29 protein-coding genes, 1 pseudogene and 1 riboswitch are annotated in these 26,669 nt (G+C 67.1%); of the genes and pseudogenes, 17 read left to right on the top strand and 13 right to left on the bottom strand.

What is annotated here, in order from left to right:
* The first annotated feature begins 43 nt into the window (after positions 1 to 43).
* The gene (locus CMV14_RS00605) at positions 44 to 1,279 is read left to right on the top strand and encodes a putative DNA modification/repair radical SAM protein (RefSeq protein WP_066964562.1); all 1,236 of its coding nucleotides are present in this window, start codon (positions 44 to 46) and stop codon (positions 1,277 to 1,279) included.
* Between the two features lie 249 nt (positions 1,280 to 1,528).
* Entirely contained in the window at positions 1,529 to 2,902 is a 1,374-nt protein-coding gene (locus tag CMV14_RS00600; RefSeq protein ID WP_066964564.1) for a UdgX family uracil-DNA binding protein, read from the top strand.
* A gap of 82 nt (positions 2,903 to 2,984) precedes the next feature.
* Here the strand turns inward: CMV14_RS00600 and CMV14_RS26630 are convergent, their stop codons facing one another.
* Positions 2,985 to 3,158, bottom strand: a complete 174-nt coding sequence (locus CMV14_RS26630) for a Thivi_2564 family membrane protein (RefSeq protein ID WP_176488976.1) — start codon at positions 3,156 to 3,158, stop codon at positions 2,985 to 2,987.
* A gap of 139 nt (positions 3,159 to 3,297) precedes the next feature.
* On the opposite strand from CMV14_RS26630, the gene CMV14_RS00595 reads away from it, so the two are divergent.
* Entirely contained in the window at positions 3,298 to 4,470 is a 1,173-nt protein-coding gene (locus tag CMV14_RS00595) for an FAD-dependent oxidoreductase (protein WP_066964566.1), read from the top strand.
* A 45-nt stretch (positions 4,471 to 4,515) separates the two neighbouring features.
* Here the strand turns inward: CMV14_RS00595 and CMV14_RS00590 are convergent, their stop codons facing one another.
* The 5 genes from CMV14_RS00590 to CMV14_RS00570 all read right to left on the bottom strand — a co-directional run bounded on the left by CMV14_RS00590 (position 4,516) and on the right by CMV14_RS00570 (position 8,705).
* Positions 4,516 to 4,989 (bottom strand): GAF domain-containing protein, encoded by a 474-nt coding sequence (locus CMV14_RS00590; RefSeq protein WP_066964569.1) that lies wholly within the window; start codon positions 4,987 to 4,989, stop codon positions 4,516 to 4,518.
* A gap of 185 nt (positions 4,990 to 5,174) precedes the next feature.
* A complete protein-coding gene (locus CMV14_RS00585; protein ID WP_066964577.1) occupies positions 5,175 to 6,104 on the bottom strand; it encodes an electron transfer flavoprotein subunit alpha/FixB family protein in 930 nt (309 codons plus the stop codon).
* A complete protein-coding gene (locus CMV14_RS00580; RefSeq protein ID WP_066964582.1) occupies positions 6,101 to 6,850 on the bottom strand; it encodes an electron transfer flavoprotein subunit beta/FixA family protein in 750 nt (249 codons plus the stop codon). Before CMV14_RS00580 ends, CMV14_RS00585 begins: the two co-directional genes overlap by 4 nt.
* A 182-nt stretch (positions 6,851 to 7,032) precedes the next feature.
* Positions 7,033 to 8,232 carry an ADP-forming succinate--CoA ligase subunit beta gene (sucC, locus tag CMV14_RS00575; RefSeq protein WP_066964584.1) on the bottom strand — a complete coding sequence of 400 codons (1,200 nt, stop codon included), beginning with the start codon at positions 8,230 to 8,232 and terminating at the stop codon, positions 7,033 to 7,035.
* Between the two features lie 152 nt (positions 8,233 to 8,384).
* Positions 8,385 to 8,705, bottom strand: a complete 321-nt coding sequence (locus tag CMV14_RS00570) for a hypothetical protein (protein WP_066964586.1) — start codon at positions 8,703 to 8,705, stop codon at positions 8,385 to 8,387.
* A gap of 130 nt (positions 8,706 to 8,835) precedes the next feature.
* Here CMV14_RS00570 and CMV14_RS00565 point away from each other — a divergent pair.
* Positions 8,836 to 9,126 (top strand): annotated as a pseudogene (locus CMV14_RS00565) (GIY-YIG nuclease family protein).
* Between the two features lie 126 nt (positions 9,127 to 9,252).
* Here the strand turns inward: CMV14_RS00565 and CMV14_RS00560 are convergent.
* Together CMV14_RS00560 and crtY are read right to left on the bottom strand one after the other, a co-directional pair.
* Complete coding sequence (locus CMV14_RS00560; protein WP_083215902.1) at positions 9,253 to 9,837, bottom strand: LOG family protein; 585 nt, start codon at positions 9,835 to 9,837, stop codon at positions 9,253 to 9,255.
* Positions 9,834 to 10,976: a lycopene beta-cyclase CrtY gene (crtY, locus tag CMV14_RS00555; protein ID WP_066964588.1), complete on the bottom strand. Its 1,143-nt coding sequence runs from the start codon at positions 10,974 to 10,976 to the stop codon at positions 9,834 to 9,836. Before crtY ends, CMV14_RS00560 begins: the two co-directional genes overlap by 4 nt.
* A gap of 290 nt (positions 10,977 to 11,266) precedes the next feature.
* A riboswitch (TPP riboswitch) is annotated at positions 11,267 to 11,372 on the top strand.
* Between the two features lie 43 nt (positions 11,373 to 11,415).
* On the opposite strand from crtY, the gene thiC reads away from it, so the two are divergent.
* From thiC to CMV14_RS00535, 4 genes are all read left to right on the top strand, one after another.
* Positions 11,416 to 13,275, top strand: coding sequence for a phosphomethylpyrimidine synthase ThiC (gene thiC / locus CMV14_RS00550; RefSeq protein ID WP_066964591.1), 1,860 nt, complete (start codon positions 11,416 to 11,418; stop codon positions 13,273 to 13,275).
* Positions 13,276 to 13,648: 373 nt separating this feature from the next.
* Positions 13,649 to 14,314, top strand: a complete 666-nt coding sequence (locus tag CMV14_RS00545; RefSeq protein WP_083215903.1) for a hypothetical protein — start codon at positions 13,649 to 13,651, stop codon at positions 14,312 to 14,314.
* Positions 14,315 to 14,399: 85 nt separating this feature from the next.
* Positions 14,400 to 14,630: an antitoxin MazE family protein gene (locus tag CMV14_RS00540; protein ID WP_066964594.1), complete on the top strand. Its 231-nt coding sequence runs from the start codon at positions 14,400 to 14,402 to the stop codon at positions 14,628 to 14,630.
* Positions 14,627 to 14,953, top strand: coding sequence for a type II toxin-antitoxin system PemK/MazF family toxin (locus CMV14_RS00535; protein WP_066964597.1), 327 nt, complete (start codon positions 14,627 to 14,629; stop codon positions 14,951 to 14,953). The genes CMV14_RS00540 and CMV14_RS00535 overlap by 4 nt, the downstream gene beginning before the upstream one ends.
* 8 nt (positions 14,954 to 14,961) lie before the next feature.
* Here CMV14_RS00535 and CMV14_RS00530 read toward each other — a convergent pair whose 3' ends face one another.
* Positions 14,962 to 15,228, bottom strand: coding sequence for a Txe/YoeB family addiction module toxin (locus CMV14_RS00530; RefSeq protein WP_066964600.1), 267 nt, complete (start codon positions 15,226 to 15,228; stop codon positions 14,962 to 14,964).
* A complete protein-coding gene (locus CMV14_RS00525) occupies positions 15,225 to 15,497 on the bottom strand; it encodes a type II toxin-antitoxin system Phd/YefM family antitoxin (RefSeq protein WP_238147143.1) in 273 nt (90 codons plus the stop codon). Before CMV14_RS00525 ends, CMV14_RS00530 begins: the two co-directional genes overlap by 4 nt.
* A gap of 445 nt (positions 15,498 to 15,942) precedes the next feature.
* Here CMV14_RS00525 and CMV14_RS00520 point away from each other — a divergent pair, with 445 nt between their 5' ends.
* From CMV14_RS00520 to CMV14_RS00510, 3 genes are all read left to right on the top strand, one after another.
* Positions 15,943 to 16,593 (top strand): glutathione S-transferase family protein, encoded by a 651-nt coding sequence (locus CMV14_RS00520; RefSeq protein ID WP_066964606.1) that lies wholly within the window; start codon positions 15,943 to 15,945, stop codon positions 16,591 to 16,593.
* Positions 16,594 to 16,691: 98 nt separating this feature from the next.
* Positions 16,692 to 17,237 carry a 2'-5' RNA ligase family protein gene (locus CMV14_RS00515; RefSeq protein WP_066964609.1) on the top strand — a complete coding sequence of 182 codons (546 nt, stop codon included), beginning with the start codon at positions 16,692 to 16,694 and terminating at the stop codon, positions 17,235 to 17,237.
* 95 nt (positions 17,238 to 17,332) lie between these two features.
* A complete protein-coding gene (locus tag CMV14_RS00510) occupies positions 17,333 to 17,920 on the top strand; it encodes a permease (RefSeq protein ID WP_238147142.1) in 588 nt (195 codons plus the stop codon).
* 115 nt (positions 17,921 to 18,035) lie between these two features.
* On the opposite strand, the gene CMV14_RS00505 is transcribed toward CMV14_RS00510, so the two are convergent.
* From CMV14_RS00505 to CMV14_RS00495, 3 genes are all read right to left on the bottom strand, one after another.
* Positions 18,036 to 18,485: a pyridoxamine 5'-phosphate oxidase family protein gene (locus CMV14_RS00505; RefSeq protein ID WP_066964612.1), complete on the bottom strand. Its 450-nt coding sequence runs from the start codon at positions 18,483 to 18,485 to the stop codon at positions 18,036 to 18,038.
* Between the two features lie 64 nt (positions 18,486 to 18,549).
* Positions 18,550 to 19,260 carry a uracil-DNA glycosylase gene (ung, locus tag CMV14_RS00500; protein WP_066964614.1) on the bottom strand — a complete coding sequence of 237 codons (711 nt, stop codon included), beginning with the start codon at positions 19,258 to 19,260 and terminating at the stop codon, positions 18,550 to 18,552.
* A gap of 82 nt (positions 19,261 to 19,342) precedes the next feature.
* Positions 19,343 to 21,775 carry a coiled-coil domain-containing protein gene (locus CMV14_RS00495; protein WP_066964617.1) on the bottom strand — a complete coding sequence of 811 codons (2,433 nt, stop codon included), beginning with the start codon at positions 21,773 to 21,775 and terminating at the stop codon, positions 19,343 to 19,345.
* 84 nt (positions 21,776 to 21,859) lie between these two features.
* Here CMV14_RS00495 and CMV14_RS00490 point away from each other — a divergent pair, with 84 nt between their 5' ends.
* The 6 genes from CMV14_RS00490 (at position 21,860) to CMV14_RS00465 (ending at position 26,622) form a co-directional block, all read left to right on the top strand.
* Positions 21,860 to 22,156, top strand: coding sequence for a hypothetical protein (locus tag CMV14_RS00490; protein WP_066964620.1), 297 nt, complete (start codon positions 21,860 to 21,862; stop codon positions 22,154 to 22,156).
* A 109-nt stretch (positions 22,157 to 22,265) separates the two neighbouring features.
* Positions 22,266 to 23,489 carry a hypothetical protein gene (locus tag CMV14_RS00485; RefSeq protein WP_066964624.1) on the top strand — a complete coding sequence of 408 codons (1,224 nt, stop codon included), beginning with the start codon at positions 22,266 to 22,268 and terminating at the stop codon, positions 23,487 to 23,489.
* 41 nt (positions 23,490 to 23,530) lie between these two features.
* Complete coding sequence (locus CMV14_RS00480; protein WP_066964628.1) at positions 23,531 to 24,646, top strand: DUF2336 domain-containing protein; 1,116 nt, start codon at positions 23,531 to 23,533, stop codon at positions 24,644 to 24,646.
* Positions 24,643 to 26,001, top strand: a complete 1,359-nt coding sequence (locus CMV14_RS00475) for a sensor histidine kinase (protein WP_066964631.1) — start codon at positions 24,643 to 24,645, stop codon at positions 25,999 to 26,001. The genes CMV14_RS00480 and CMV14_RS00475 overlap by 4 nt, the downstream gene beginning before the upstream one ends.
* A gap of 67 nt (positions 26,002 to 26,068) precedes the next feature.
* The gene (locus CMV14_RS00470; protein ID WP_066964634.1) at positions 26,069 to 26,341 is read left to right on the top strand and encodes a CopG family ribbon-helix-helix protein; all 273 of its coding nucleotides are present in this window, start codon (positions 26,069 to 26,071) and stop codon (positions 26,339 to 26,341) included.
* Positions 26,329 to 26,622, top strand: coding sequence for a type II toxin-antitoxin system RelE/ParE family toxin (locus CMV14_RS00465; protein ID WP_066964636.1), 294 nt, complete (start codon positions 26,329 to 26,331; stop codon positions 26,620 to 26,622). The genes CMV14_RS00470 and CMV14_RS00465 overlap by 13 nt, the downstream gene beginning before the upstream one ends.
* Positions 26,623 to 26,669 lie beyond the last annotated feature (47 nt).

The raw sequence follows: 26,669 nt of genomic DNA, 5'->3' as shown, positions 1-26,669 counted from the left end.
CATCGGGGTGGACAAGCCGATGCTGCGAACATAAACAGAACAAATGGCCCAGATCGATGTCCGGCAGAAGCTCGAAATTCTGGCCGATGCCGCCAAATATGATGCGTCCTGCGCCTCGTCGGGCACCGCGAAGCGCGATTCGGCCGGGCAGTCAAAGGGCATCGGATCGACCGAGGGCATGGGCATCTGCCATGCCTATGCGCCCGATGGCCGCTGCATCTCGCTGCTCAAGATATTGCTGACCAACGCCTGCGTGTTCGACTGCCATTATTGCATCAACCGCAAGAGCTCGAACGTCCGCCGCGCCCGCTTCACTGCCAGGGAGGTGGTCGATCTCACTCTCGCCTTCTACCGGCGCAACTATATTGAGGGGCTGTTCCTCTCCTCCGGCATCATCCGCTCGTCCGACTATACGATGGAGCAGATCGTCGAGGTGGCGCGCTCGCTGCGTGAGGATCACCAGTTTCGCGGCTATATCCATCTCAAGACGATCCCCGACGCCGATCCGGCGCTGATCGAGGCGGCCGGCCGCCATGCCGATCGCGTCTCGATCAACATCGAGCTGCCCACGGTGGCGGGGCTGAAGCGGCTGGCCCCGGAAAAGTCGACCGCCCGCATCGAGGATGCGATGGCGGGGATGAAGGCGTCGATCGAGGACGGCGGCGACGCGATGCGCCGCTACCGATCGGCGCCGCGCTTCGCGCCCGCCGGCCAGTCGACCCAGATGATCGTCGGCGCCGATGCCGCCAGTGACCGCGACATCGTCGGCACCGCCAGCCGGCTCTATGATCGCTTCGGGTTGCGCCGGGTCTATTATTCGGCGTTCAGCCCGATCCCGGACGCGTCCTCGGTGCTGCCGCTCCGGCGCCCGCCGTTGATGCGGGAGCACCGCCTCTACCAGGCCGACTGGATGACCCGTTTCTACGGCTTCCGCGCCGCCGAGGTGGCGCAGGCGACCGACGAACAGGGAATGCTGCCGCTTGATATCGACCCCAAGCTCGCCTGGGCGCTCCAGCGCCGCGAAGCCTTTCCAGTCGACGTCAACCGGGCGCCGCGCGAGCTGCTGCTGCGGGTGCCGGGCCTGGGCGTGAAGGCGGTCGACGGCATCATCGCCTCGCGCCGCTGGCGGCGGCTCAGCCTCGCCGATGTCGGGCGGCTGTCGCGCTCGATCGCCAAGCTCCGGCCGTTCATCGTCACCAGCGACTGGCGCCCCACCGCGCTGGTCGACCGGATCGACCTGCGGACCAAGCTCACCGAGCAGCTGGAACTGTTCGGGTAGGGCGGTGAGCGTACCTCCTTCAACCGTCATTCCCGCGCCGGCGGGGCCTTTGCGTAAAAAGCGTCTGCCCCCAACATTCGTCATCCTCGCGGATGCGGGGATCCATCACCCCTCCCGTCAAGAGGCTCGAGCTTCAGAAGATATGGATTCCCGCCTTCGGCATATTGCCGAAGTTTATCCTGAGCGCCTGCCTTGCAGGCAGTCGAAAGGCGGGAATGACGAAGAAGGGGAAGGCGGGCCCCGTCACGAATGATCCGCATCCTTCTCGCCCGCCCCGACGATCATGAAGGGTGGCGCGATGCCGCCCGCGCGGCGGCGCTCGCCGATCTTCCGCCCGACGCGCTGAGCTGGCAGGTCGAGGGTGAGGCCGGCGACCTGTTCGGCGACGCCACCGGCGATCCGGTCCCCCCGCCGCGCCTGCCGGCCTTCTCGGTGCCGAAGCGCTTCCTCGACCTCGCCGAACATGTCGTCCTCCACCGCGACGCCGAACGCTTCGCGCTGCTCTATGCGATGCTGCTGCGTCTGCGCGACGATCCGGCGCTGATCGACGACGAGGCCGATCCGCTGCGCCGCCGGCTGGAGGCGCTGGCCAAGGAGGTGCGGCGCGACATCCACAAGATGCGTGCCTTCGTACGGTTCCGGGAGCTGGATGGCACCTATGTAGCCTGGTTTGAGCCGGATCATCATATCGTCCGGGCCAATGCCGGCTTCTTCGCCCGGCGCTTCGCCAATATGCGCTGGTCGATCCTGACGCCCGAGCTGTCGATCCACTGGGACGGCGAACGCCTGCGCGAGGGGCCCGGCGCAACGCGCGCCGATGCGCCGGCCGGCGATCCGGTCGAGGCGCTGTGGAAAGGCTATTACGCCTCGATCTTCAATCCGGCGCGGCTCAAGACCGGGGCGATGCTGAAGGAGATGCCGCGAAAATATTGGGCCAATATGCCCGAAACCGCGTTGATCCCCTCACTGGTCGCGGGCGCCCGGGCCCGCGAGACGCAGATGGTGGAGCGGATCATGCCCAAGGCCGAAGCCGGCGGCAACGCGACCAAGGCTCTGGCGGCGCTGCGCGAGGAGGCGGCGCACTGCACCCGCTGCGGCCTCTACAAATGCGCGACCCGGACGGTGTTCGGCGAAGGGCCGGCCGATGCCGACATCATGATCGTCGGCGAACAGCCCGGCGACCAGGAGGATCTGGCCGGCAAGCCGTTCGTCGGGCCGGCGGGGCAGATGCTCGACAAGGCGATGGCCGAGGCGGGGATCGACCGCTCCCGCGCCTATGTCACCAACGCGGTCAAGCATTTCAAATTCGAGCCGCGCGGAAAGCGGCGCATCCACGCCCGGCCCAATGCCGGGGAGATCAGCGCCTGCCGCTGGTGGATCGATCAGGAAAAGGCGATCATCCGGCCGTCGCGGATCGTCCTGCTGGGAACCACCGCAATCCACTCGCAGACGGGCAGGGCGCAGAGCCTGACGTCGCAGCGCGGGCGCGATCTGGTGCTGCCCGACGGCACCGCCGCGCGTGCCACGATCCATCCCAGCTTCCTGCTGCGCATGCCCGACAGGGAAAGGGTGGACGAGGAATATGCGCGGTTCGTGGAGGATCTGCGCGCCATGTGCAGATGACAGGCCTGTGCCGGACACGCCGAGGCCCTCTCCGGGAAAGGGGGAAACCGGAGAGGGCGCCGGGGTTAACTCGCGGAAGAAATTAAATGCCGATGCCGCTGAGCAGGCCGAACGCCTGGAGCAGCCACAGGATCACCACGATCACCACCACCGCGTTGAGGATGGATTTGATCTTGCCGTCCATCGGCACATAATTGTTGATCAGCCACAGCAATATGCCGACGATAACCAGCACGATGATGACATGGATGAGCATCGGGCCCTCCTGATATTGTTGATGTTGTCTTGTCTTTACGAACCCGGAACGGGGCGGAATGTTCCGGCGGCCCTTGCGGGGGGCCGCGCGCTATGCTCGATTGCGGGGCGGGAGAGGCGCCTCGGTTTCGGAGCCGCTTATGGATCGACGTCATTTCCTCCAGCATGGCGCGCTTGCCGCCGCCGCCCTCGCCGGCCCCGGCCGGCTGCTTGCCCAGCCGGTGCCACCGCTGTTCGATCCGATCGGGCCGATCATGCCCATCCGGGCGATCCCGGACCGGCTGTTCCGCGTCACTGTCTGCCTGCGTCCGTTCCGCGCGGCGGGGCCGCGGATCGAGAGCGAGCAGGTCGGCCGCAAGCTGGTGGTCCACAATTACGGCCATGGCGGCAGCGGCTGGTCGCTGAGCTGGGGCTCGGCGCAGGAGGCGCTGCGTCTCGCCATGGCGGCGAGCCCGAAGGAGATCGCGGTGATCGGCGCCGGGGCGCTAGGCCTCACCGCAGCGATCATGGCGCAGCGCGCCGGCCTGCGGGCGACGATCTACGCGAAGGAGCGCTTCCCCGAGGTCCGCTCGGCCCGTGCGACCGGCAGCTGGACGCCCGATTCGCGGGTCGCCATGGCGAATGCGGTCGGCCAGCCCTTCGCCGATCAATGGAGCCGGATGGCGCATGGCAGCTATGCGATGTGGCAGAGCTATGTCGGGCTGCCCGGCGATCCGGTCGAATGGACCGACCGCTATACCCTGTCGGACCTGCCGCCCGACGAGATGCGCGCCGCCTTCCGCGCCAGCGAGGTGGCTGGCTTCGCCCATTATTCCGATCTGATCGCCGATATCACGCCGCGCTCGCAGGTCTTCGGCCCCGGCAGCCATCCCTTCGCCACCCGCTATGCGCTGCGCAACAGCCAGATGACCTTCAACGTCGCCGGGCTGGCACATCTGCTGACCGATGATTTCCTGGCCGCCGGCGGCCGGATCGAGACCGCCGAGTTTCACCACCCGTCCGAGCTGGGGCGGCTCCGGGAAAAGGTGATCGTCAACTGCACCGGCTATGGCGCCCGCGCCCTGTTCCGCGACGAGAGCATCGTGCCGGTGCGTGGCCAGATCGCCTGGCTGCTGCCCCAGGCGGGGGTGAACTACGGGCTGCTCTACCGCAATGTGAGCGTGCTGGGGCGGCGCGACGGGATCGTCGTCCAGGATCTCGGCGCCGACGACCGCTTCGGCTTCAACGACCCCGACGAGACCCCCGATCGCGCCGCCGCCGACGCCTCGGTGCGGACGATCGCCGAACTGTTCGGGGGAGCGCGCACCTCGTAACGGACGGCATGCCCATGCCCGGCACGGCCATCGGCAATGGCGGGCTTACCCCGCGTCCGCTGCGTCCAGCTCCATCGCGATCAGCCGCGCGAACAGGTTGAAGCTGTTGGGCGCGTTGCTGTTGGCGAGCTTGGCGGGGGCCGTGTCGACCGCGAACAGGCTGCCGAACAGCCGACCATCGGCGCGCAATATCGGTGAGGAGATATAGCTCTGGAAGCCGTAGAGCCTCGGCGTGCGGTGCTCGCGGAAGATCGGGTCCTCGGCGACATGATCGATCAGGATGGCGCGTGGGCCGGTGCGCACCTCACCGCAGATGGTCGTATCGACGTCGAGTTCGTCGCCCATGGCGATGCCGAAGCCCGCTTCGTCGCGCACCGCGCAGGCGATCCAGCTGCTCTCGGTGACGCGGGAGACGGCGGCATAGCCCATGCCCGTCACCTGGCAGCACAGTTCCAGCATCGAGGACATGCAGCCGATCCGCTGGATCGCGGCGATATCCGCCTGAAGATCGTCGATCATCGGCACGCCCCAATCCCTATGCCCAGAAGGGGCAAGCTTATGGCGCATATGTCCGCGCCGCAACGGCTATGGATGGTTTTCCCTACAATTCCGTAACGGAAACGGATCAATCCCACCTACGCCGTAACGGAAAAGGGGCGGATGCCGTCCGGCACCCGCCCCTCAATATCTCCGGATCGCAGCGATCAGAGCTTGCTGGTCAGCTCCGGGACGATCTTGAACAGGTCGCCGACCAGGCCGATGTCGGCCACCTGGAAGATCGGGGCTTCCTCGTCCTTGTTGATCGCGATGATCGTCTTCGAGTCCTTCATGCCGGCGAGATGCTGGATCGCGCCCGAGATGCCGACCGCGATATAGACTTCCGGAGCGACGATCTTGCCGGTCTGGCCGACCTGATAGTCGTTCGGCACATAGCCGGCGTCGACCGCGGCGCGCGACGCGCCGACGCCCGCGCCCAGCTTGTCGGCGAGCGGCTCGATCACCGAGTGGAAATTCTCGCTGTTCTGCAGGGCCCGTCCGCCCGAGACGATGATCTTCGCCGAGGTCAGCTCGGGACGCTCGGACTTGCTGATCTCCGCGCCGACAAAGCTGGAGAGGCCCGCGTCGCCCGCGCCCGACACGGCCTCGACCGCGCCCGATCCGCCCTCGCGGCCCGCCTTCTCGAAGGCGGTGGCGCGCACCGTGATCACCTTCTTGGCGTCCGACGACTGCACGGTCGCGATCGCGTTGCCGGCATAGGTCGGCCGGGTGAAGCTGTCCTCGCTCTCCACCGACAGGATCTCGGAGATCTGCATGACGTCGAGCAGCGCGGCGACGCGCGGCGCGATGTTCTTGCCGTTGGCGGTGGCCGGCGCCAGGAAGGCGTCGTGATGGCCCATCAGATCGACGATCAGCGGCGCCACATTCTCCGGCAGCGCATGGCCATAGGCGGCGCCGTCGGCGACATGGACCTTGCCGACGCCCGCGATCTTCGCGGCGGCTTCGGCGACCGCGCCGACGCCTTCGCCCGCGACCAGCAGGTGGACCTCGCCGAGCTTCGACGCGGCGGTGACGGCGGAGAGGGTCGCGTCCTTGACCGCGCCGCCCTCATGTTCAACCCAGACGAGCGTCTTCATGCCGCAACTCCCAGCGCCTTGAGCTTGGCGACAAGCTCGTCAACATCCGCAACCTTGATGCCGGCCGAACGCTTCGGCGGCTCGGAGACCTTGAGCGTCTTGAGGCGCGGCGAAACGTCCACGCCGTAATCGGCCGGGGTCTTCTGCGCGAGCGGCTTGGACTTGGCCTTCATGATGTTCGGGAGCGACGCATAGCGCGGCTCGTTCAGGCGCAGGTCGGTGGTGATGATCGCCGGGGTCTTCAGGCTGACCGTCTCCAGGCCGCCGTCGACCTCGCGGGTCACCTTGACCGAGTCGCCCTCGACCTCGACCTTCGAGGCGAAGGTGCCCTGCGGCCGGCCGGTGAGGGCCGCCAGCATCTGGCCGGTCTGGTTGCTGTCGTCGTCGATCGCCTGCTTGCCGAGGATGACGAGGCCGGGGGCCTCCTCCTCGACGATCTTGGCGAGCAGCTTGGCGACGCCCAGCGGCTCCACCTCGGTCTCGCTGACGATCAGGATCGCGCGGTCGGCGCCCATGGCGAGGGCGGTGCGCAGCGTCTCCTGCGCCTTCTGCTCGCCGATCGAGACGGCCACGATCTCGGTCGCGACGCCCTTTTCCTTCAGGCGGATCGCTTCCTCGACGGCAATCTCGTCGAACGGGTTCATCGACATCTTGACGTTGGCGAGATCGACGCCGCTGCCGTCCATCTTGACGCGCGGCTTCACGTTGTAATCGATCACCCGCTTGACGGGCACGAGGACTTTCATAGCTTCACTCCTTGGCCTTGGCACCTGCCCTGGGGAGGCCGTATCCCTTAATTTCGCGGCTTGGCACCTTTACCCGATCGCCATTGCCACGCGGCCCGATCAAATCAAATGCGAACTTGCGAAACTGCGAAGTCACGATTTGCAGATCGGGTCCGATGGTTGGCCGATCCGGCGCGGGCGGATCAGGCCGCCTTCTTCACCTCGGCGACGATCTTCCTGGCGGCATCGCCCAGATCGTCGGCGGCGACGATCGGCAGGCCGGAGCCGGCCAGTATGTCCTTGCCCTGCTGGACGTTGGTGCCTTCGAGGCGCACGACCAGCGGCACCGACAGGTTCACTTCCTTCGCCGCCGCGACGATGCCCTCGGCGATGATGTCGCACTTCATGATCCCGCCGAAGATGTTGACGAGGATGCCCTTCACCGCCGGATCGGCGAGGATGATCTTGAACGCCGCGGTCACCTTCTCCTTGCTGGCACCACCGCCGACGTCGAGGAAGTTGGCCGGGAACATGCCGTTCAGCTTGATGATGTCCATCGTCGCCATGGCGAGGCCGGCGCCGTTGACCATGCAGCCGATGTCGCCGTCCAGCTTGATATAGGCCAGGTCGTACTTCGACGCCTCGATCTCGGCCGGATCCTCCTCGGTCTCGTCGCGCAGGGCGAGGATGTCGGGGTGGCGGTAGAGCGCGTTCGAATCGAAGCTCACCTTGGCGTCCAGCACCAGCAGCTTGCCGTCGGTGGTCTCGACCAGCGGGTTGACCTCGAGCATCGACATGTCGGTGGCGATGAAGGCGTTGTAGAGCTGCTCGGCGAGCTTGACCGCCTGCTTGTTGAGATCGCCCTTCAGCTTCAGCGCGAAGGCCACTGCGCGGCCATGGTGCGGCATGAAGCCCTCGGCCGGATCGATCACGATGGTGCGGATCTTCTCGGGCGTGTCATGGGCGACGGTCTCGATGTCCATGCCGCCCTCGGTCGACACGATCATCGCGATGCGGCCGGTCTTCCGGTCGACCAGCATCGACAGATAATATTCGGATTTGATGTCGGCGCCGTCGGTCACATAGAGGCGGTTGACCTGCTTGCCGGCCTCGCCGGTCTGGATGGTGACCAGCGTGTTGCCCAGCATCTCCTGCGCATTGGCCTTCACCTCGTCGATCGACTTGGACAGGCGGACGCCGCCCTTGGCCTCGGGGCTCAGCTCCTTGAACTTGCCCTTGCCGCGGCCGCCGGCGTGGATCTGCGCCTTGACCACCCAGATCGGCCCGGGAAGCTTCTTGGCGGCCTCGACCGCTTCGTCGACGCTGAGCGCGGCATAGCCGGCGGGAACCGCGGCACCGAACTTCGCTAGCAGTTCCTTGGCCTGATATTCATGGATGTTCATGGTGGAGCGCCTGTCCCTTGCTGAGTCCGATCAGATCGGCAGGCGCTAAAGCATGAAAGCGCGGGCTTGAAAACCCCAAGAGCGGCAATATCATTTTGCGGTGCAATAGATCAGCTTCGCAGCCTTTGCTGTCGCGGCACCGGCCCGCTCCCCTATCCCGCGATCGAGCAGCCGATCCCCGCCTTCAGCACAACCGAGACGATCTCCGGGTCCTGCAGCGCGCGCAGGCGGTGGACCAGTTCGTCGACGCTCATCCCGCGCACGTCCTTCGTGCCCAGCCCGCCCAGCGACTGCAGCCGCTTGAGCTGGACGAGGCTGAGCCTGTCGACCATCCGCTCGGCCATGCAGCCCGCGACCGGCGGCCGGATTCCCGCGTCGATCAGCTTGGTCCGCACCCGCGCCTCGGGCGAGACGGTGGCACAGGCCGACAGCGCCAGGGCGGCGAGCGGGGCGATCAGCATGGGGCGGTTCATGGGCGGCTCCTTCCGGCGGGGCTATTGCGATGGACGAGATGGATAAGCAATGAACAAGAGCGCCCAACAAGAGCGCCGTCATGCCAGCGAAGGCTGGCATCCATGTCTCTGCCGTCGCAAGATGCTGCCCATGGCGGGCGGATACGTCTACATCATGACCAACGAGCCGAGCGGGACGTTGTATATCGGCGTCACCGCTGACCTCGCACGGCGCGTCAACCAGCACCGCGAGGGGAAAGGTTCTGATTTCTGTCGCCGCTACGATCTAAAGCGCCTCGTCCTCGTCGAGCAATATGAAAGAATCGAGGAAGCGATCTAGCGGGAAAAGGCACTTAAAGCCTGGAAACGCTCCTGGAAGTTCGACCTGATCGAAAAGGCGAACCCGGATTGGGTCGATCTCTATCTGACGCTCAACGCATGAGATGACAGACATGGACCCAGAGACTGCGGATTGAGGTTATCCATGCCCCCGGCATGGATAAGGGATTGCCGGGGGCAATCCCGACCTCAATCCGCAGTCACTCTGCGCTGGGGTGACGTTCAATTTTCACCGCTCCCGGTCGCCGATCCACTTCGCCACCACCGGCGGCGTATAATCCCGCATCCGCGCGACCAGCGCCGCCGGCTCATCCCCCATCATCAGCATGTCGCGGTGCACCGCGCGCAGGAATCCGGCCGCCACCACATCGTCAAGGAATCCCGCCAGCTTGTCGTAGAAGCCGGCGATGTTGAGCAGCGCCACCGGCTTGGCATGGTCGCCCAGCTGCGCCCAGGTCCAGATCTCGAACAGTTCCTCGAAGGTGCCGATCCCGCCCGACAGCGCGATGAAGCCGTCGGACAGGTCGGCCATCATCGCCTTGCGCTCGTGCATCGATGCGACGACGTGCAGTTCGGACAGCCCGGTGTGGCCCACCTCCAGCTCGAACAGCGCTCTGGGGATCACGCCGGTCGCGCGCCGCCCGCCGGCCATCACTGCATCGGCGACGATCCCCATCAGGCCCACCTTGCCGCCGCCATAGACCAGGTCGATCCCCGCCGCCGCGATCGCCGCGCCCAGCGCGCGGGCGGCCTCGCCATGGACGGGATCGAAGCCGGGGCTCGATCCGCAGAAGACGCAGAGCGCGCGGATCATCGGCCCAGCATCGCCTTCAGCGGCATCGGCCCCTCGCCCAGGCTCAGCGCCATGCGATCGGCCAGCCCCAGCCGCATCCCGTGGAAACGCGCGATCAGGTCCGCGTCCATGCGATAGAGCGATTCGAGCATCATATAGCCCTCGGCCACCGGCAGCCCGCGCAGCATGTGGCGGGCGAAGCGGCGATAATAGTCGCGCTGGGCCCAGGCCCTGGCGGCATGGTCGTGGAGCAGCTTGTGCAGCGCGGCGCCCGACCAGTCCTGCGCCCCCGCCACCAGCAGCGCGGTGCGCGCCGCGTCCGCCAGCGAATTGCCGGTCACCGGATGGAACAGCCCGGCGCGCAGCCCGGCCTTGGCGACGCCCACCCCGCCCGAATTCCAGTAATCGTCGAACGCGCCGCCCAGCGCGATCGGCAATATCCCTGCCTGGCCCCGCGCCGAGCTGCGGATCCGCCAGCCGAAGCGCGCCGCATGGTTGACGATGCGATTGCCATGGTCGGTCATGTCGATGTCCGGCCACGCCTCGTAGCGGACATCCTCGATGAACAGCCGGTCGGTCTCGATCGGCAGCATCATCATATATTGGAAGCCCTCGGCCGGATCGGCGGCGGCATCGATCAGGGTGGCGCGGCGCACGCTGTGGGGGCCGTCCAGGGTCAGCTCATAGCCGACGAACTTGCGGTAATGCAGGTCGAGCAGCGACAGGTCGGCGGGCCCGCGCGCGTCGATTACGCCATGGGCGGCGATCATCGTCCCGTCCTCCAGCACCACGCCGTCGGCGCTGACGCCGGTGGCGCGGCGGCCGGTCAAGATGCTCTCGGCCGGCATCGCCTCGCGCAGCGCCTCGTCGAACCGGTCCGATCGCAGGCTGTAGAAGGGGAAGGGCAGCGCGCGCTTGTACTGCGGGAACACCACGGAATATTCGCGCCAGCCATAGTTCACCAGCGGCTGGAGCAGCGCCTTCTCCGCTTCGCCCACATCGCTGTCGACGAACGACCACAGATGCGCGCCGCCCAGTGCGGGCGCCGCCTCGATCAGCAATATCCGCCGCTCGGGCTGCATCCGCCGCGCCGCCAACGCGATCAGGCCCCCCGAAAGGCCGCCACCGATGATGGCGAGATCGCACATGACGCCGCTCATGACGGCTGCTTATAGACGGGCCGCACCGGGAAGCCAGCCTTCGTGGTCATTCCCTTCCCCCCCCTTCCCGTCATTCCCGCGCAGGCGGGAATCCATATTCTCTGAAGCTCGAACCTCTCGGGCGAAGGGGTTATGGATCCCCGCATCCGCGAGGATGACGCGTGTTGGGGCGACGACTCTATCACGCAAAGGTCCCGCTTTCTCGAATGACGGGTCTGGACGGGTGGACCCGTGCGGGCATGCTGCCCCCGGATAAGGGCTTTCCTGCCCCCCGCGCTTTGTTTACAACGCACCCATCCCCGGGGAGCCGATGGCTGAGAGGTGGCGCTGAAATGCCCACGACCCGCTGAACCTGATCCGGCTGATACCGGCGTAGGGAGGGAAAGCCGGTCCAGGCCTCTCCTCCCCATGTCGCCCCAGCCTCGAATGGAGAGACGACATGGCCGATATCCCCGCGCGCACCGAAATGAAGGTGACCACCGGACCGATCCGGGGATCGCGCAAGATCCATGTCGAGGGGCCGGGCGGCATCCGCGTCGCGATGCGCGAGATCGCGCTGGAGCCGACCGCCAACGAACCCCCGGTCCGCGTCTATGACTGCTCCGGCCCTTATACCGACGACAAGGCGAACATCGACATCATGGCGGGCCTCCCCGCGCTCCGCCGCGACTGGATCGTCGCGCGCGGCGATGTCGAGGAATATGACGGCCGCGCCGTGAAGCCCGAGGATAATGGCCTGAAGGGCCCCGATCGGGCCGGCGGCGTCGCGCCTTTCCCCAACGTCGTGAAGCGGCCCTTGCGCGCGAAGGCCGGCCAGAACGTCAGCCAGATGCACTATGCCCGGCGCGGCATCATCACCCCCGAGATGGAATATGTCGCGATCCGCGAGAATGTCGGCCGCGCCGCGCTGAAGGAGAAGCTGCTCCGCGACGGTGAGGATTTCGGCGCCTCGATCCCCGATTATGTCACGCCGGAGTTCGTCCGCGACGAGGTCGCGCGCGGCCGCGCGATCATCCCGTCGAACATCAATCACCCCGAAAGCGAGCCGATGGCGATCGGCCGCAACTTCCTGGTGAAGATCAACGCCAATATCGGCAATTCGGCAGTCGCCTCCGACGTTGCCAGCGAAGTCGACAAGATGGTCTGGTCGATCCGCTGGGGCGCCGACACGGTGATGGACCTGTCGACCGGCCGCAACATCCACGATATCCGCGAATGGATCCTCCGCAACTCGCCCGTGCCGATCGGCACCGTGCCGATCTATCAGGCGCTGGAAAAGGTGAACGGCGTCGCCGAGGACCTGACCTGGGAAATCTTCCGCGACACGCTGATCGAGCAGGCCGAACAGGGCGTCGACTATTTCACCATCCATGCCGGCGTGCGCCTGCCTTTCATCCCGCTCACCGCCAGCCGCGTCACCGGCATCGTCAGCCGCGGCGGATCGATCATGGCGAAATGGTGCCTGGCGCACCACAGGGAGAGTTTCCTCTACGAGCGGTTCGAGGAGATCTGCGAGATCATGAAGGCCTATGACGTGGCCTTCTCGCTGGGCGATGGTCTCCGCCCCGGCTCGATCGCCGACGCCAACGACGCCGCCCAGTTCGCCGAACTCAAGACGCTGGGCGAACTCACCCAGATTGCCTGGAAGCATGACGTGCAGGTGATGATCGAAGGCCCCGGCCATGTGCCGATGCACAAGATCAAAGCGAATATGGACAAGCAGCTGGAGGCGTGCGGCGAAGCCCCCTTCTACACGCTCGGGCCGCTGACCACCGATATCGCGCCCGGTTACGATCACATCACCAGCGCAATCGGCGCGGCGATGATCGGCTGGTTCGGCACCGCGATGCTCTGCTACGTCACGCCGAAGGAGCATCTCGGCCTGCCCGACCGCGACGATGTGAAGGTCGGGGTCGTAACCTACAAGCTCGCCGCCCACGCCGCCGACCTGGCGAAAGGCCACCCGGCCGCCAAACTCCGCGACGACGCGCTCAGCCGCGCCCGCTTCGAGTTCCGCTGGCGCGACCAATTCAACCTGTCGCTCGATCCCGACACGGCCGAGCAGTATCACGACCAGACCCTGCCGGCCGAGGGTGCCAAGACCGCGCATTTCTGCTCGATGTGCGGCCCGAAATTCTGCTCGATGAAAATTACCCAAGAGGTGCGGGACTTCGCGGCGACCAAGAACGCGCCCGCCGATCAGTTCATCGCAGCCGGCGAAGCCGAAGCCGGCATGCGCGCGATGAGCGACGTGTTCAAGGAGAAGGGCGGGGAGATTTATCTGCCGGCGGCGGAGTGAAGCACGCGCACGAGCACCGGAGCACGGGATCACCATGAGCACCGATCACCGGGATCACCATGAGCACCGGGAAATCTAGTTAACTACTGGAAAAACCACATATCTCGATCCCTACAGCACAAACTCACCTGTCGAGCTTGTGCCGTAGGAGTTTGCTGAATCACGCAAGCAGATCCAGTTTTTGCCCATCAGTGGTGCCCACTTTCGCGAACTGAACAGTTCACTTTGCACAGATATCGACTATTTTGCCTCTATCGCAAGAATGCGGGTTACGTAGCGGTTCCATGCGCTTCCGTAACCCGCACGCCCTGCCGGCAATATTGCGAAGGGCTTGAGATTCCACCCTCGAGCCCGCCCCTTAGCGAGGTGCGCAATGGCTCTTATCTTTAAAAAAACGAAGTCGGCGGCGAAAGAGCGAAAGCTAGAACTCCGCGAAAAACTTTGGCCAGGAGTGACCAAAGATCATTTGTGGGACCGTGAAAATCGAGACGGCTTTGCGACTGTTCCTCGGGCAATGCCGCTCATGCTTTCGATCATGAACGACTTGGCGGACAAAGGCCAACCAGTTGGAGCTGTATATCTAGAGCTGTGGTGCAGGCTAAATGATGAGGGGTTTTTGAACCTGAATCGACCTCATGAAATGGCGTTTGCTGCAGGCTTCTCGGGGCAACGAGCTCTCTACACATGGCGCGATCGCTTGGCGAAGCTAAGGGATTTAGGTTTCATCGATTTCAAGGCGGGACCGACGGGCGAGTTCTCTTACGCGCTTTTTTGGAATCCTTATCACGTCATTCGCCGGTACGCTGAAAGAGGAAAAGTTTCTGAAGCTAAGTGGCAGGCGCTCATATTTCGTGCCAGTGAGATTGGTGCAGACGATCTTGACCAAGATGTTCCTGCCGTTGGAGCAGTTGCTCCACCGGCTCCACCGGCTCCACCGGCTCCACCGGCTCCACCGGCTCCACCGGCTCCATTAGAAGAGCCAATTATTGCCGCCTCAGTTAAGCCGAAAGCTAGGAAGGCAAAAGCTCCGAAAGATTGATTTTCGGATCCCGGTGCCAATGCACTAATTTCCGCCGTTGCAATTCCAACCTCGCCGGCATACGTTACATGTAACGGAGCCGCCGATGAACCGCCCCCAATCCCACGACAGCAAGGGCCGCGTCGCGAAGCATCGCGCGGCGATGCGGGCGAAGGGCTATCGGCTCAAGCAGTTCTGGCTGCCCGATGTCCGCACGCCGGAGTTCCAGGAGCAGGCGCGGCGGGATGCGCTGGCGATGGCGGCACAGCTCGAACGGTCCAACGACATCGCCTTTGCCGAAGCCGTCCAATATTGGCCGCCCGAGGATGAGGATTGAAGCGCGGCGATCTGGTGACGGTGGCGGCGGGCAGCGGGTTCGGCGGAAAGCCACGGCCGGCGCTTGTCCTGCAAAGCGATGCCTACCCCACCGGCAATCTGGTTCTGGCGCTGATGACCAGCAGCCTGACACCGGAGGAGACGATTCGACCCCGGATCGAGCCCAGCGAAGCCAATGGACTGCGCCGCACCTCCGATGTGATGGTGGACATCCTCGTCACGGTGCCCCGGCACAAGGTGGACAGCACTATCGGCATATTATCCGATGACGATCTGGGGCGCGTCGAACGCTCGCTGATGATCTTCCTCGGTCTCGCGGGCTGAAGCGGTGCTCAATAATGATACCGGCACTGCGCGATCTCCAGCGCCTGCGCCTCGCCCTTGCCGCTGACCCGATAGACCAGCCGATGCTCGCCATTGACCCGGCGGGACCACCAGCCGCTCAGATTGCCGCCCAGCGGCTCGGGCTTGCCGGTTCCGCGAAAGGGATTGCGGCGGCATTCCTTGATCAGGTCGTTGAGACGGGCGAGCAGCTTGGGGTCCTCGGCCTGCCAGTGGAGATAATCCTCCCAGGCCGTCGGCCAGAACACCAGCTTCACGGTTCGATCAGCTCATGCTCCTCGCCCCCGCCGGCCTCCAGCCCGCGGACAGCGTCCAGCAGGCGCGCGGCATTGACGGGCGAGCGGAGCAGATAGAGCGTCTCCTCGATCGACGCCCATTCGCTTTCCGAAACCATCACCACATTCTCCTGCCCGCGCGCGCGGGTGATCGTGACCGGGGCGCGGTCTTCCACCACCTTGTCCATGACGGCCTTCAGATTGGCCCGGGTTTCCGAATAGCTGATCGAGTCCATGGTAAAGACGTACAATATATTGTACGATATTTCAATTGGGCCTTCGCTGGCGGTTTCCTCGCGCGCGGCACGCAGAGGGTCCTATGTTCCCCTTTTGTCTTGACATGTAGGAAAGCGGTTGCTGCTTATGCCGGTCCGGCAGGCATAGTTTTCCACGCTGGGCGCGGCTCATTCTCATGACGGACACATCAAGGCGATGGCGCGGAATATCGCCCTGCGGACCCGCGCCGGAGCAAAAAATAAAAAACGAACACACAACCCCGTGCACCCGGCTTATTTGCGATTCAATCGCAACACGGGACATTGCGGAGCCACGGGACGCGGGCGCCCGAGAGCCATGGTTGAAGCGCGGCGATCGAGACCGTCGCGGGCTTCAACCGCCCTCGCCCCATAGATGGTTCACGATCCAGAGCGATTGCGCCAGGATGCGGGACCCGGCAACCACAGAAGGCCCGCCCCCATGAACGACCTCACCATCTGGACGCTCGACTGGGTGCCCGAAGGCCCGCGCGGGTTCGTGCGCGATCTGCGGCTGCGCTGGGCGTGCGAGGAGGCGGGCCTGCCCTACGCCGTCCGCACCATCCGGTTCGAGGATCGCGAGACCAACCATCTCGATCGCCAGCCCTTCGGCCAGGTCCCCTATCTCGACGATGGCGGGCTGAAGATGTTCGAAAGCGGGGCGGCGCTACTCCATCTCGCGCGGAAGGGCGGGCGGCTGATGCCGTCCGATCCGGCCGGGGAGGCGGAGGCGGTGCAGTGGACCATCGCCGCGCTCAACTCGGTGGAGATGGTCAGCGTGCCCTGGTGGTTCCTGCGGATGTCGGGCCAGGAGGACAATGCGCTGACCGGCTGGGTCGAAAAGCGCCTCGGCCAGCTCGAAGCGGTGCTGGGCGAGCGCGAGTGGCTCGCCGCCGGCCGCTTCACCGTCGCCGATCTGCTGATGGCCGATGTGCTGCGCCTCCCGGCGGTCCGTGCTTTCGGCGATCGGCCGGCGACCGAGGCCTATGTCGCCCGCATCACCGATCGGCCCGCCTTCCGCAAGGCCCATGCCGACCAGATCGCCTTCTACGCGGCGGCCGATGCGGCGCGCGCGGGGCAGGGCGCGGCCTGACGCCGCAGTCCATTGCCTCGCTCGACGCCGGGCGGGAAAAGTTTCTGTTTTGTTCCAATCTCGAATCGTGTAGGAGGTGAGAACAAAGGAGAAACTTCATGAGTCTCTTGCGGTCCTTCGACAGTGATGAGGTGGTGCTCCACCGGCTGTTCTTCGCGCTGATGCCCGATGCCGGGATCGTCCCCGAGATCGCGGCCGTGCGTGGGGAGATCGGGGTCGCGAAAAGCCATGTGCTCGATCACCGGCTGCACATCACCCTCTGGGCGCTCGACCTGCCGATGTCGCCGACCCCGGGCCTGATCGCGGATCTGTGCGCGGCGGCGGCTCGGGTTGAAGGGCCGGCACTGCGGCTGGTGCTGCAGGAGCTGGTCGGCAACGGCCATGTCACCTGCCTCAAGCCCGGTGAGCCGATGCCGGTGCTCAAGGCCTTCCAGCAGCGGCTCCAGCTGGCAATCGCTGATGCCGGCATCTGGCCCAATCGCGGCTTCCGCTTCGATCCGCACATGACCCTGGCCTATGGGCAGGATGGCGGCGTCCGCCGCCCGATCTGGCCGCTCAGCTGGCGCGCGGAGGAATTCATGCTGGTCCACAGCCTCGTCGGCCTCACCGAGCATGTCGTGCTGGGCCGCTGGAAGCTCGGCTGAGCCGCCTGCCACCCGCCATGCCACCCTGTTCATCCCCCGGCCGGCGCGCTACACCGGGCTCTGCCGGGTGGGGACGGTAGGATCGGGAAGAGCGGATGTTGGACAGGCGGATGGTGCTGGCCGCAATGCCGGCGTTGATGATCGCGGGCCGGGCGTCGGTCGCCGGGGCGGCGAAGGCCGGGATTCCCGAGCAGGCCGGTTTCCAGGCCGAACTCGCGCCCTTCTGGGAACAACTGGCCATGCTGCCGAGCATCCGGGAGCCCGCGCGCGAGGCCGCGTCGGACGGCATCTGCTACATGTTCACCAACAAGGACTGCACCGTCTGCCAGGTGGTCCACCAGGAATTCCCGCAGGGCTTCCGCCGGCTGGAGATGCGCTACATCATCTATCCCTGGCCCGGCGAGCCCTATCGCGAGCTCAACTATCTCTACCGGCCGGAGACGACCCTTGCCGAATATCGGGCCTATATGGGCCGCCGGCTCACCGCGACCTCGACCTCGGACAGCGGCGCCCAGGCCGATCTGGTGACCGCCGTCGCCGCCGAGATGGCAGGCCAGCTGGTCGAGGGCGGCAGCTTCGGCACGCCCTTCTTCTTCCACGCGGTTGAGGAAACCCCCGGCAAGCTGGTGTTCAGCGCCGGCGACGTGCTGGCGATGGGCCCCTTGCTCGATCGCGCGGCCTGATCCCCTCGGTAGCCCTCTCCCATTTTCATGGGAGAGGGTTGGGTGAGGGTCTTCTTTTTTTCCGGCGTCGGCCAGACCCTCACCGCGGCGACCACTCTCGCTGCGCTCGCTTGGGCTAGGCCGCCGCCATCTTCACCCTGATCTCGCCCTCGTCCTCGCCGTCCCAATAATGGACCCGCTCGGCATGGACGTGGATCATCACCAGCCCCGGCATGTCGATCCCCTGCGGAAACCAGCGGTCCAGGTCCTTGCTCCAATGCTCGGCAAAGCGCCCCTGGTCGTGGACCAGGGTCGCGACGCCCTCCACCGCGACGAAGAAGGGGCGCTGGCGGATCATCCCCGACTTGCCCTGGAAGCCCAGGCCGACATGGCGATCGGCCTGGATGTCGGCGACCATCAGCGCGTCGTCATAGGTGAAATAATAGCTGTCGCCGTCATAATCGACCTCACGGTTGTTGCTCATCGGCCGCGCGCCGATCGCGCCGCCCGCGGTGCGGGTCGACAACATGGTGAAATCGATGTCGCGCATCTTCTCGGCCAGGTCGGCCAGGCTCCGGTCGCTCATGATCGCTCTCCTGTGAGGGGACAGGGAGAACGCGGCCGCCTCCGGATCGCTCCGGTCGTTACGGTCAGGCCACGGCCTCGACCGCCGGCAGCGACCAGTCGATCGGCGCCAGGCCGTTCGCTTCGAGAAAGGCATTGGCCTTGGAGAAATGGCGGCAGCCGAACCAGCCGCTATGCGCCGACAGGGGCGAGGGATGGGGCGCCTTGAGGACGAGGTGGCGGCCGCCCCTGTCGGTGGAATCGACGAACGCCGCCTTCTTCTGGGCATAGCTGCCCCACAGTAGGAACACGACCGGATCGGCCTTGGCGTTGACAAGCCGGATGATCGCGTCGGTGAAGGTCTCCCAGCCCCGGTCGCGGTGCGACGCCGCCAGCCCCATCTCGACGGTCAGCACCGAATTGAGCAGCAGCACGCCCTGGCGGGCCCAATGCTCGAGGAAGCCATGGGCAGGCCGCTCGATGCCGAGGTCGCTGTGCAGTTCCTTGTAGATGTTGACCAGGCTCGGCGGCGGCCGCACGCCGGGGCGGACGCTGAAGCACAGCCCATGCGCCTGGCCGAGGCCGTGATAGGGGTCCTGCCCCAGGATGACGACGCGGACCCTGTCGAGCGGGGTGAGGTCGAGCGCGCGGAACCATTCGCTGGCGGCCGGGAAGATGCGCTTTCCCTGTCCGCGCTGCTCCATCAGATATTGGCGGAGCTGCGCCATATAGGGGGCGTCGAACTCGGCCTTCAGGGGTCCGCGCCAGCTGTCGTGAAGTTTGATGTCACCCGCCATGGGATCGCGTTCTGGCGCAGCGGGCGAGCGCGGGCAACCCCAAGTTCCTCCCTGTCCGGAGGACGGGGAGAAGCGGAAAGCGTCAGATCAGCAGCCGCTCGATTGCCTGGGCCAGCGCCACATAGAGCTTGCCCATGTCGGAGGAGAGCATCGTCACTGCCAGCGCGCCGCCGTCGCGGCTCGAGAGGACGCGGCGGAGCAGCGCCTCGAAATCGTGGATGTAGCGGTTCACATGCTCGCGGAACTCGACATGGCCGTCATAGAGCTGCGCGATGCGGTTGACCTCCTCCTGGCGGAGCAGGCGGACGGCGGCGCGGGTGAAGGCGCCATGGTCGCCGTGGAGATAGGCCTTCCAGGCGCCGTCGGGCACGTCGTGCGACAGCAGCTTGGTGACGTCGATCGCCGCCGAATTGAGATGCTCGACGAGGATCGCGACCTCGCGGCTCACGGTTTCCTGCGCCACGTCGCGGTGGCGGGTCTCGGCCTCGCCGACCTTCTTCTCCATCGCCACCACCGCCTCGCCGACCGCGAGCATCTGGTGGAGCAGCTTCTCGCTGGCATGGTTGGCGGCGGCCACCGCGGCCTCGGCGGTGTCGGAGATGATGTGGATGCGCTGGGTGATCTGGTCGCCGAAGGCGCGCTCGATCGCCTCGGCGCTGCTGCGGGCGAGCTTCTCGGAGGCGTCGGGGATGATCGATTCCAGCGCCGCGCGCGCCCCGCGTGCCGCTTCGGACGCGCTTTCGCGCACCTTCAGGATCGCGTCGATCAGCTTGCTGCCCGACAGTTCGGACAGCGCGCGCATATTGCCCTCGCTCTCGGCGATCAGGCGGCCCAGCTCGTTCGAATGGTCGCGCAGCGCCTCCAGCCGGGCGTTGGCTTCCTCGGCAAAGGCGTCGGAAAGCTCGCGCTGGCGCTCCAGCAGCGCGTCGCCCTCGGCGGCGATGCCGGCCATCCGCTTGGCGGCGAGATCGCCCAGGCTGGCCACCGCGTCGCGCTGGCGGTCGATCATCATGTCGGCCGATCCCAGCCGGTCGGTCGCGCGCTCGACGGTCTGGCTGAGCTGCTCGGCCTGCGCCGTGATCGCCCGCATCGTCGCGTCGCCGCGCGCCGCCTCGGCCTCCACCCGCTGCATCGTCTGCGGCAGGTCGCGCTCGATATTGCCGATGATCGAATCGAAGGCGATGCGCAGCGCGTTGGCGCGGTCGGTCAGCGTCCGCGCGCCGGCCATGCTGTTGGTCACCGCCTGGCCGAGATTGTCGACATGCTCGCTCAGGCTCACGACCAGTTCGGCCAGGTCGGCGGTCGCCTCGGTCCCGGTCGCGCCCAGCGCCTCGAAGCGGCTTTCGATCGCGCCCAGCGCATGTTCGAGATTCGCCACCAGCCGGCGCGCGTCCTCATCCTGTGCGACGAGTTGCGCCGACAGCCCATTGGCCAGGCCGCTCATCTCGTTCAGGCGCTGCGCGATCGAGGCGGCAGCGGCGGTGCCGGCCTCGTCGAGCGCGGCGCGGCCATGGTCGATGATCGCCGCCATCGCCTCGCGCTGCGCGTCGAGGCCCTGGCGGGTCTGGTCGATCGCGGCGACGGCCTTGTCGAGCGTGCCGTCGATCGACGTGCCCAGCGCGCTGCCGGCCTCCTCGATCGTCCGGGCGGTGCGCTCGGCGCGGGTCTCGATCTTGCCGATCTGGGTGGCCAGCCGGCCGCTGGCGGCGCCGATCATCTCGTCGGCCTCATGGCTGCGCGCCACGATCGCGCTCAGCGCCTCGGACAGGCCCTCGGCATGCGTCCGGGCGGTGCCGCCGATCGAATCGATCAGGGTCGACACCTCCTTCACCATGTCCAGCGAGCGCGGCAGATCGAGCATCAGCCCGCTCATGTCCGACCGGGCCATCCCGGCGGCGCCATGGAGCAGTTCGGTCTGGCGGGCGAGCAGGTCGGTCTCGTCGCGCATGTCCATGCTGATCTGCTGGAGCTTGCCGGCGGCCTTGTCGCCCTCCTCCAGCAGCGATGCGGCGTGGGTCGCCAGCTCGGCCCGGCGGCTGTCGAGCGCGGCGGTGACGCGGGCGACCGCCTCCTCCAGCCGGCGTGCTTCGATCCGCATCGACAGGGCGGTGTCGCCGAAGCGGCTCACCTCGCGCCGGGTGCCGCGCTGGAACAGCAGGTAGAGGATGCCGAGCAGCGCCAGCGGCCCGCTCGCCAGCGCGATGCTGTTGGCGATCGCGGCGAGGTCGAGCCGGGTCGGGGCGACGCCGCCCACCCAGAAGCCGATCCAGCCCGCCGCCACCAGCCCGAACAGCGCGCCGATCGCCATATCCCCGGCACGGCGCGGCGGCATCGAGGAGGACAGTTCGCCAAAGGCCGAAGCGGCCTCGCGGGCGCCTTCCCCCAACAGCAGTTCGCCGTCGCCTTCGGCAGGATTTTCAATGATTTCCTGGCCGCCGGCGGCGGCACGAACGGCCTCGGCCTCGGCCGCCTCCGCGGCGGGCCAGCGATCCAGCGGATGCGGTGCCTTCCCCATGAGCCCCGATGCTACAGGAATCGCGACTCGGGGGATAGCCTCCACTAACGAAATCTTTACCCGATTCATCGCCTTATGCGGTCCATGTCCTTCGAACCCGGATCGCTTGATCGCCTGCTCGCCGAAGCCGTCGGCGAAGGCAGCCCCGCCGCCGCCGAACTGCGCGCGCTGTTCCTCGCCTCGGCCACCGGCCATGTCGCCGCCATGTCGCGGGCAGCGGGGGTAAAGGGCTGGCGCGATGAGGCGTTCAAGCTGCAGGGCCTCGCCGCCAGTTTCGGCATGACGGCGCTGATGGAGGTCGCCGCCCGCGCCGCCCATGCCGGCCCCGACCCGCTGTTGCTGGATGCCGTGGCCGACGCGCTGGCGGCCTGCAGGGCCTGAGGCGGGGCGAATAGCGCCCCAAATCCGCACATCCCCGCGTCATTCGCGCTTTGCAGAATCGTTACGCAGCTTCTATCCCTGAAGGCTTGCCACACGGGGGAAGAGGGACGTGCCGCTCGCCGCGCTGATCGTCGCGCAGGACCAGACCGATATAGGTGACGGGCTCCGCGCCACCCTGCCGCTCGCCGGCCGCAGCCTGATCGAATATCAGGCCGGGCTCGCGTTGGCGGCGGGGGCGGAGCATATCCTGATCCTGGTCGAGCGGGTGCCGGCGGCGCTGGCGCAGGCGGTGGACCGGCTGCGGCGCGGCCCTGCGCGGGTGGAGATCGCCCGCAGCCTGCCTGATGCGATCGACCGGCTGCACCCCGAGGAGCGGATATTGCTGGTCGCCGACGGGGTGATCGCGGCGCAGGGCGCGGTGGACCGGCTGGCGGGGGCGGCCCCGCCCGCGCTGCTCGTGCTGCCGGACAGCCCCGAGCATGACGATTTCGAACGGATCGACGCCACCGAGCGCTGGGCGGGCTTCGCCCTGTTCGGGAAAGGCTTCCTCGAAAACACCGCGCAGATGCTGGGCGACTGGGATCTCGGCTCGACCCTGCTGCGCCGGCTGGTTCAGGACGATGCCGTGCGGATCGCGGCGCTCGATCCGGGGGCCGAGACGGCGTTGCCCGCGCCGATGCTGGTCACCGGGCCGGCCGCGCTCGGCGCGATCGAGGCGGGGCTGCTGCGCCGCGCCGATGCGGGCGAAGGCAACTGGACCGAACTCTATCTCCACCGGCTGGTGGCGACCCCGCTGATCGGGCCGCTCGTCGGGCGCCAGGTCGATCAGTCGCTGGTCGCCTGGGCCGCGACCGGGATCGCCTGGGCGGGCGCGCTGCTTGCCGCCTTCCACCTGTTCTGGGGCACGGTGCTGCTGCTGCCGCTGGCCGCCGCGGCCGCCTCGGCGGGGCGGCGGATGGCGCGGATCTGGGGCGGGACGGCGGCCTCGCTTGCCATCCCCACCCTGGCCCGGCACGGCGCGGCCTTCGCGGCGCTGCTGCTGCTCGCCCGGATGCTCGCGGCCGAGGGCGGCTGGGGCTGGTGGATGGTGGCGGCGCTGGTGCCGGCGTCGCTGCTCGGCCTGGCCGCGCTCGAACCGATCGTCGCGGCGATCCGGCCGCTGCCCAGTCCGCGCTGGCAGGCAAGCGTCGATGCGCTGCTCTGGATCGCGCCGCTGCTCGCGGTGCTCGGCGGCTGGCGCTGGATGCTGGCCGCGCTCGCGCTCTATGCTGTGGCCGGCTTCCTCGAAAGGTTCGTGGCGGCATGGAAGGGCGCACGATTTTGTGACAAGTGAAACTTAGCTTCGGCTTAACGACATTTCGATATGAACGAAGCATGATGGGGTTGGAAGACGAACGGCAGTCATGGGGGCAGCCCGCGGCGGGAACGGCGCGCTGGCTGTCCGATGCCGCGCGTGCTCTCGACAGCGTCGACCACCGGGTGGACCGGGCCGCCAGCGACCTGTTCCACGACGCCGCCATCGCCCTGTCCGACCAGCACCGCGCCCAGATCGGCCAGCTCCTGCGGGCGATGATCGGCGCGATCGAGGATGAGCTTCGCCTGCGCGTCGCCGATGCGCTGGGCGACGAGCGGCCGGAACTGGTGGCGGCGCTGGGATCGGCCGGTGTCGCGATCGCGCTGCCGCTGCTCGAGCGCACCCATCTGCTGCGCGAGCCTGGGCTGGTCGCGGCGATGCTCCGCCGGGTCGACGAGCACCGGCTGGCGGTCATGCTCGGCCGCGATTCCCCCTATCATGTCGCCGACCTCGCCCAGCGCCTGCTCGACCTCGGCGATGCCGACATCGCCGCCGCGACCATGGCGCTGCTGATCGCCGAGAGCCGGCGCTACGACCAGTTCGGCGATCCCGCGCTGGCACGCACCGATCTGCCGCTGGCGCCGCATCGCCAGCTGCTCTGGGCGGTGGCGGCGGCGTTGCGCCACTATCTGGTCCGCCAGCATGCCCTGCCGGACAGCAGGGCCGATCTGCTGCTGGCGGGGGCGGTGGGCGCCCTGCTCGCCGAGCATGACGAGGCCGATACGCTGGAGGGCCGCGCCGCCGCGCTGGCCGGGCTGCTCGGCGCCAGAGGGCTGCTCGATGACAAGCTGCTGGCCGACGCGCTGGAGGAAGGCTGGCTGGCGCTGTTCACCGCGGCGGTCGCCCAGCGGGCGGGGATCGATCCGCCCGGCGTCTGGTCGATGATCGCCGATCCCACGGGGATGATGCTCGGCACGGTGCTGCGCGCGATCGACTGCGCGCGCGAGGCGGCGGTGACGATGCTGTGGCGGATCGGCTCGGCCGAGGGCGCCGAGGAGGACGTGATCGTCGCCCGTGCCGAGGCGTTCGACGCGCTCGACCAGCGCGAAGCCGCCGAAGCGGTGCTGATCTGGCGGCTCGACCCCAATTATCGCCGCGCCGTGATCGAGATCGGCGAAGGCGGGCGGCGGCGATGAACGCCCCGCAGAGCCTTCGCCCCGTCAACGGCCGGCTCGACGATCGCGGCCGGCTGGTCGAAGCGGACCCGCCGCTGCTCCGCCTGCAGGAGCGCGCCGGCGGGGTGGAGGGCGGCATGCTCGCGCTGCCGCAGCTCGCGACGCTGGCCCGGCTGTCGCGGCGGCTGGGGATCAGCATCTCGCGCCAGGTGGTGGTCGGCTATGGCGATCAGGATGTCGACCTGTGGGTACGGGTGGCGCCCGATCCTTCCGGGGTCGAACTGGCGATCACCGGCTGGCAGGAAATGGCGCCGCTGCAGCCCAGCCCCGGCATCGATGCGTTGCGTTGGCGCGATTTCAGCCGCGCCACCGCCGACTGGATCGTTGAGACCGATGCGATGCTGCGGATCACCCAGCCACCGTCCAACCTGCCGGGCGCGGTCGGCCAACCGGTCGAGGCGCTGTTCGCCATGTCGAGCGACGGCGACGGGGTGTCGGCGATCGTGGCGGCGGCGCGCACGGCCGACCGGTTCCAGGATGACGGTGCCACCTTCCTGCTCGGCCAGGGAATCCCGGTGCGGATCGCCGGGGTGCCGCTGATCGGCGGCGGGGTCGAGGGGCTTGCCGGCTATCAGCTGCTGGTCAGCCGGCGCGATGCGCCGCTGCCGCTGGGCGGTCCGCGCCTGCCCGATCCGGTGCCGCTGGACGAGGCCTTTGGCGGCCAGCTCAGCCGGGCGATGCGCGAGCCGCTCGACCGGATCATCCGCCATGCCGACAATATCTCGCGCCGCGATGACGGCCCGGTGCGGCGCGACTATGCGGCCTATGCCGAGGATATCGCCGGGGCCGGCCGCCACCTGCTCGCGCTGGTCGACGATCTTGTCGACCTCCAGACGATCGAGCGCGCCGATTTCCGTCCCGATGTAGAGAAGGTCGATCTGGTGGACACCGCCCAGCGCGCCGCCGGTCTGCTCGCGGTGCGCGCCGCCAATGCCGATGTCCGGATCGACGGGCCGGGCCAGGACGGGCCGGTGATCGCGCGCGGCGATTTCCGGCGCATCCTCCAGGTGCTGATCAACCTGCTCAACAACGCGATCCGCCATTCGCCGGCCGGCGGCACCGTCTGGATCCGCTGCGAGGCGGAGGACGGCATCGCCGCCGTGATCGTCGCCGATGCGGGCGACGGCATCGCCCCCGAGAACCAGGAGCGCGTGTTCGAGCGCTTCGAGCGGCTCGGCCTGCGCGACGGCACCGGCAGCGGGCTGGGCCTGTACATCTCCCGCCGCCTGGCCCGGGCGATGGGGGGCGACCTGGGCGTCGACAGCGCGCGGGGGCAGGGCGCGCGGTTCGTGCTGACGCTTCCTGTTGGGCATTGATCCGGCTTGATGGCCGCGCCGACATGGCTATATTAAGAGGTAATACCTTTTGATATCAGGAGCCGGCATGGCGACATCGATCAAGATCGACGAGGAACTGAAGGACCGCGTCCAGCAGCTCGCAGCCTTGCGCGATCGATCGCCGCACTGGATCATGCGCGAGGCCATCCGCCAATATGTCGAGCGCGAAGAGGCCCAGGAGAGCTTCCGGCAGGAAGCGGTGGCATCGTGGACGGCATACCGGGAAACCGGGCGTCATCTGACCGGCGGAGAATTGGCCGCCTGGCTGGATAGCTGGGGAACGCCCGGCGAGGCAGGGTCTCCCGAGTGCCACGACTGATCGTTACCGAAGGCGCGGTGCGGGGCTTGAGCCGGTGCCGCGCCTTCCTGGAAGGCAAGAGCGCGGAGGCCGCCCGGCGGGCTGGTCGGATTATCGCTGAGCGGCTTGCGCAGTTGGAAGCTACGCCAGCGATGGGGCGGCCCTTCGCCCCGGATATGGCGATGCGCGAGTTGGTGATCGAGTTCGGCGATTCGGGTTATGTCGCACTCTATCGTCACGAACCGGCCGACGATGCGGTCTATCTGCTGGCCTTTCGGCACCAACGCGAAGCCGGATACTGAAAAGGCCGGAGCTTCCGCCCCGGCCCTTTGATCTTCAACGGCAGAAC

The sequence above is a fragment of the Rhizorhabdus dicambivorans genome (assembly GCF_002355275.1).
Classification (GTDB): Bacteria; Pseudomonadota; Alphaproteobacteria; order Sphingomonadales; family Sphingomonadaceae; genus Rhizorhabdus; species Rhizorhabdus dicambivorans.
Note: the sequence above shows the minus strand (reverse complement) of the source record. Positions and strands in the feature narration are given on the sequence as shown.

Excerpts from the sequence above, each read along its gene's own strand:
- CMV14_RS00490 (WP_066964620.1), top strand. The coding sequence starts at position 21,860 with ATGTCCTTCGAACCCGGATCGCTTGATCGCCTGCTCGCCGAAGCCGTC.
- CMV14_RS00590 (WP_066964569.1), bottom strand. The coding sequence starts at position 4,989 with ATGATCGACGATCTTCAGGCGGATATCGCCGCGATCCAGCGGATCGGC.
- CMV14_RS00480 (WP_066964628.1), top strand. The coding sequence starts at position 23,531 with ATGATGGGGTTGGAAGACGAACGGCAGTCATGGGGGCAGCCCGCGGCG.
- CMV14_RS00495 (WP_066964617.1), bottom strand. The coding sequence starts at position 21,775 with ATGGGGAAGGCACCGCATCCGCTGGATCGCTGGCCCGCCGCGGAGGCG.
- crtY (WP_066964588.1), bottom strand. The coding sequence starts at position 10,976 with ATGAGCGGCGTCATGTGCGATCTCGCCATCATCGGTGGCGGCCTTTCG.
- CMV14_RS00560 (WP_083215902.1), bottom strand. The coding sequence starts at position 9,837 with ATGATCCGCGCGCTCTGCGTCTTCTGCGGATCGAGCCCCGGCTTCGAT.
- CMV14_RS00505 (WP_066964612.1), bottom strand. The coding sequence starts at position 18,485 with ATGAGCGACCGGAGCCTGGCCGACCTGGCCGAGAAGATGCGCGACATC.
- CMV14_RS00570 (WP_066964586.1), bottom strand. The coding sequence starts at position 8,705 with ATGAACCGCCCCATGCTGATCGCCCCGCTCGCCGCCCTGGCGCTGTCG.
- CMV14_RS00605 (WP_066964562.1), top strand. The coding sequence starts at position 44 with ATGGCCCAGATCGATGTCCGGCAGAAGCTCGAAATTCTGGCCGATGCC.
- CMV14_RS00470 (WP_066964634.1), top strand. The coding sequence starts at position 26,069 with ATGGCGACATCGATCAAGATCGACGAGGAACTGAAGGACCGCGTCCAG.
- CMV14_RS00580 (WP_066964582.1), bottom strand. The coding sequence starts at position 6,850 with ATGAAAGTCCTCGTGCCCGTCAAGCGGGTGATCGATTACAACGTGAAG.
- CMV14_RS26630 (WP_176488976.1), bottom strand. The coding sequence starts at position 3,158 with ATGCTCATCCATGTCATCATCGTGCTGGTTATCGTCGGCATATTGCTG.
- CMV14_RS00540 (WP_066964594.1), top strand. The coding sequence starts at position 14,400 with ATGAACCGCCCCCAATCCCACGACAGCAAGGGCCGCGTCGCGAAGCAT.
- CMV14_RS00515 (WP_066964609.1), top strand. The coding sequence starts at position 16,692 with ATGAGTCTCTTGCGGTCCTTCGACAGTGATGAGGTGGTGCTCCACCGG.
- CMV14_RS00595 (WP_066964566.1), top strand. The coding sequence starts at position 3,298 with ATGGATCGACGTCATTTCCTCCAGCATGGCGCGCTTGCCGCCGCCGCC.
- CMV14_RS00545 (WP_083215903.1), top strand. The coding sequence starts at position 13,649 with ATGGCTCTTATCTTTAAAAAAACGAAGTCGGCGGCGAAAGAGCGAAAG.
- CMV14_RS00475 (WP_066964631.1), top strand. The coding sequence starts at position 24,643 with ATGAACGCCCCGCAGAGCCTTCGCCCCGTCAACGGCCGGCTCGACGAT.
- thiC (WP_066964591.1), top strand. The coding sequence starts at position 11,416 with ATGGCCGATATCCCCGCGCGCACCGAAATGAAGGTGACCACCGGACCG.
- CMV14_RS00510 (WP_238147142.1), top strand. The coding sequence starts at position 17,333 with ATGTTGGACAGGCGGATGGTGCTGGCCGCAATGCCGGCGTTGATGATC.
- CMV14_RS00585 (WP_066964577.1), bottom strand. The coding sequence starts at position 6,104 with ATGAAGACGCTCGTCTGGGTTGAACATGAGGGCGGCGCGGTCAAGGAC.
- CMV14_RS00520 (WP_066964606.1), top strand. The coding sequence starts at position 15,943 with ATGAACGACCTCACCATCTGGACGCTCGACTGGGTGCCCGAAGGCCCG.
- CMV14_RS00600 (WP_066964564.1), top strand. The coding sequence starts at position 1,529 with ATGATCCGCATCCTTCTCGCCCGCCCCGACGATCATGAAGGGTGGCGC.
- ung (WP_066964614.1), bottom strand. The coding sequence starts at position 19,260 with ATGGCGGGTGACATCAAACTTCACGACAGCTGGCGCGGACCCCTGAAG.
- sucC (WP_066964584.1), bottom strand. The coding sequence starts at position 8,232 with ATGAACATCCATGAATATCAGGCCAAGGAACTGCTAGCGAAGTTCGGT.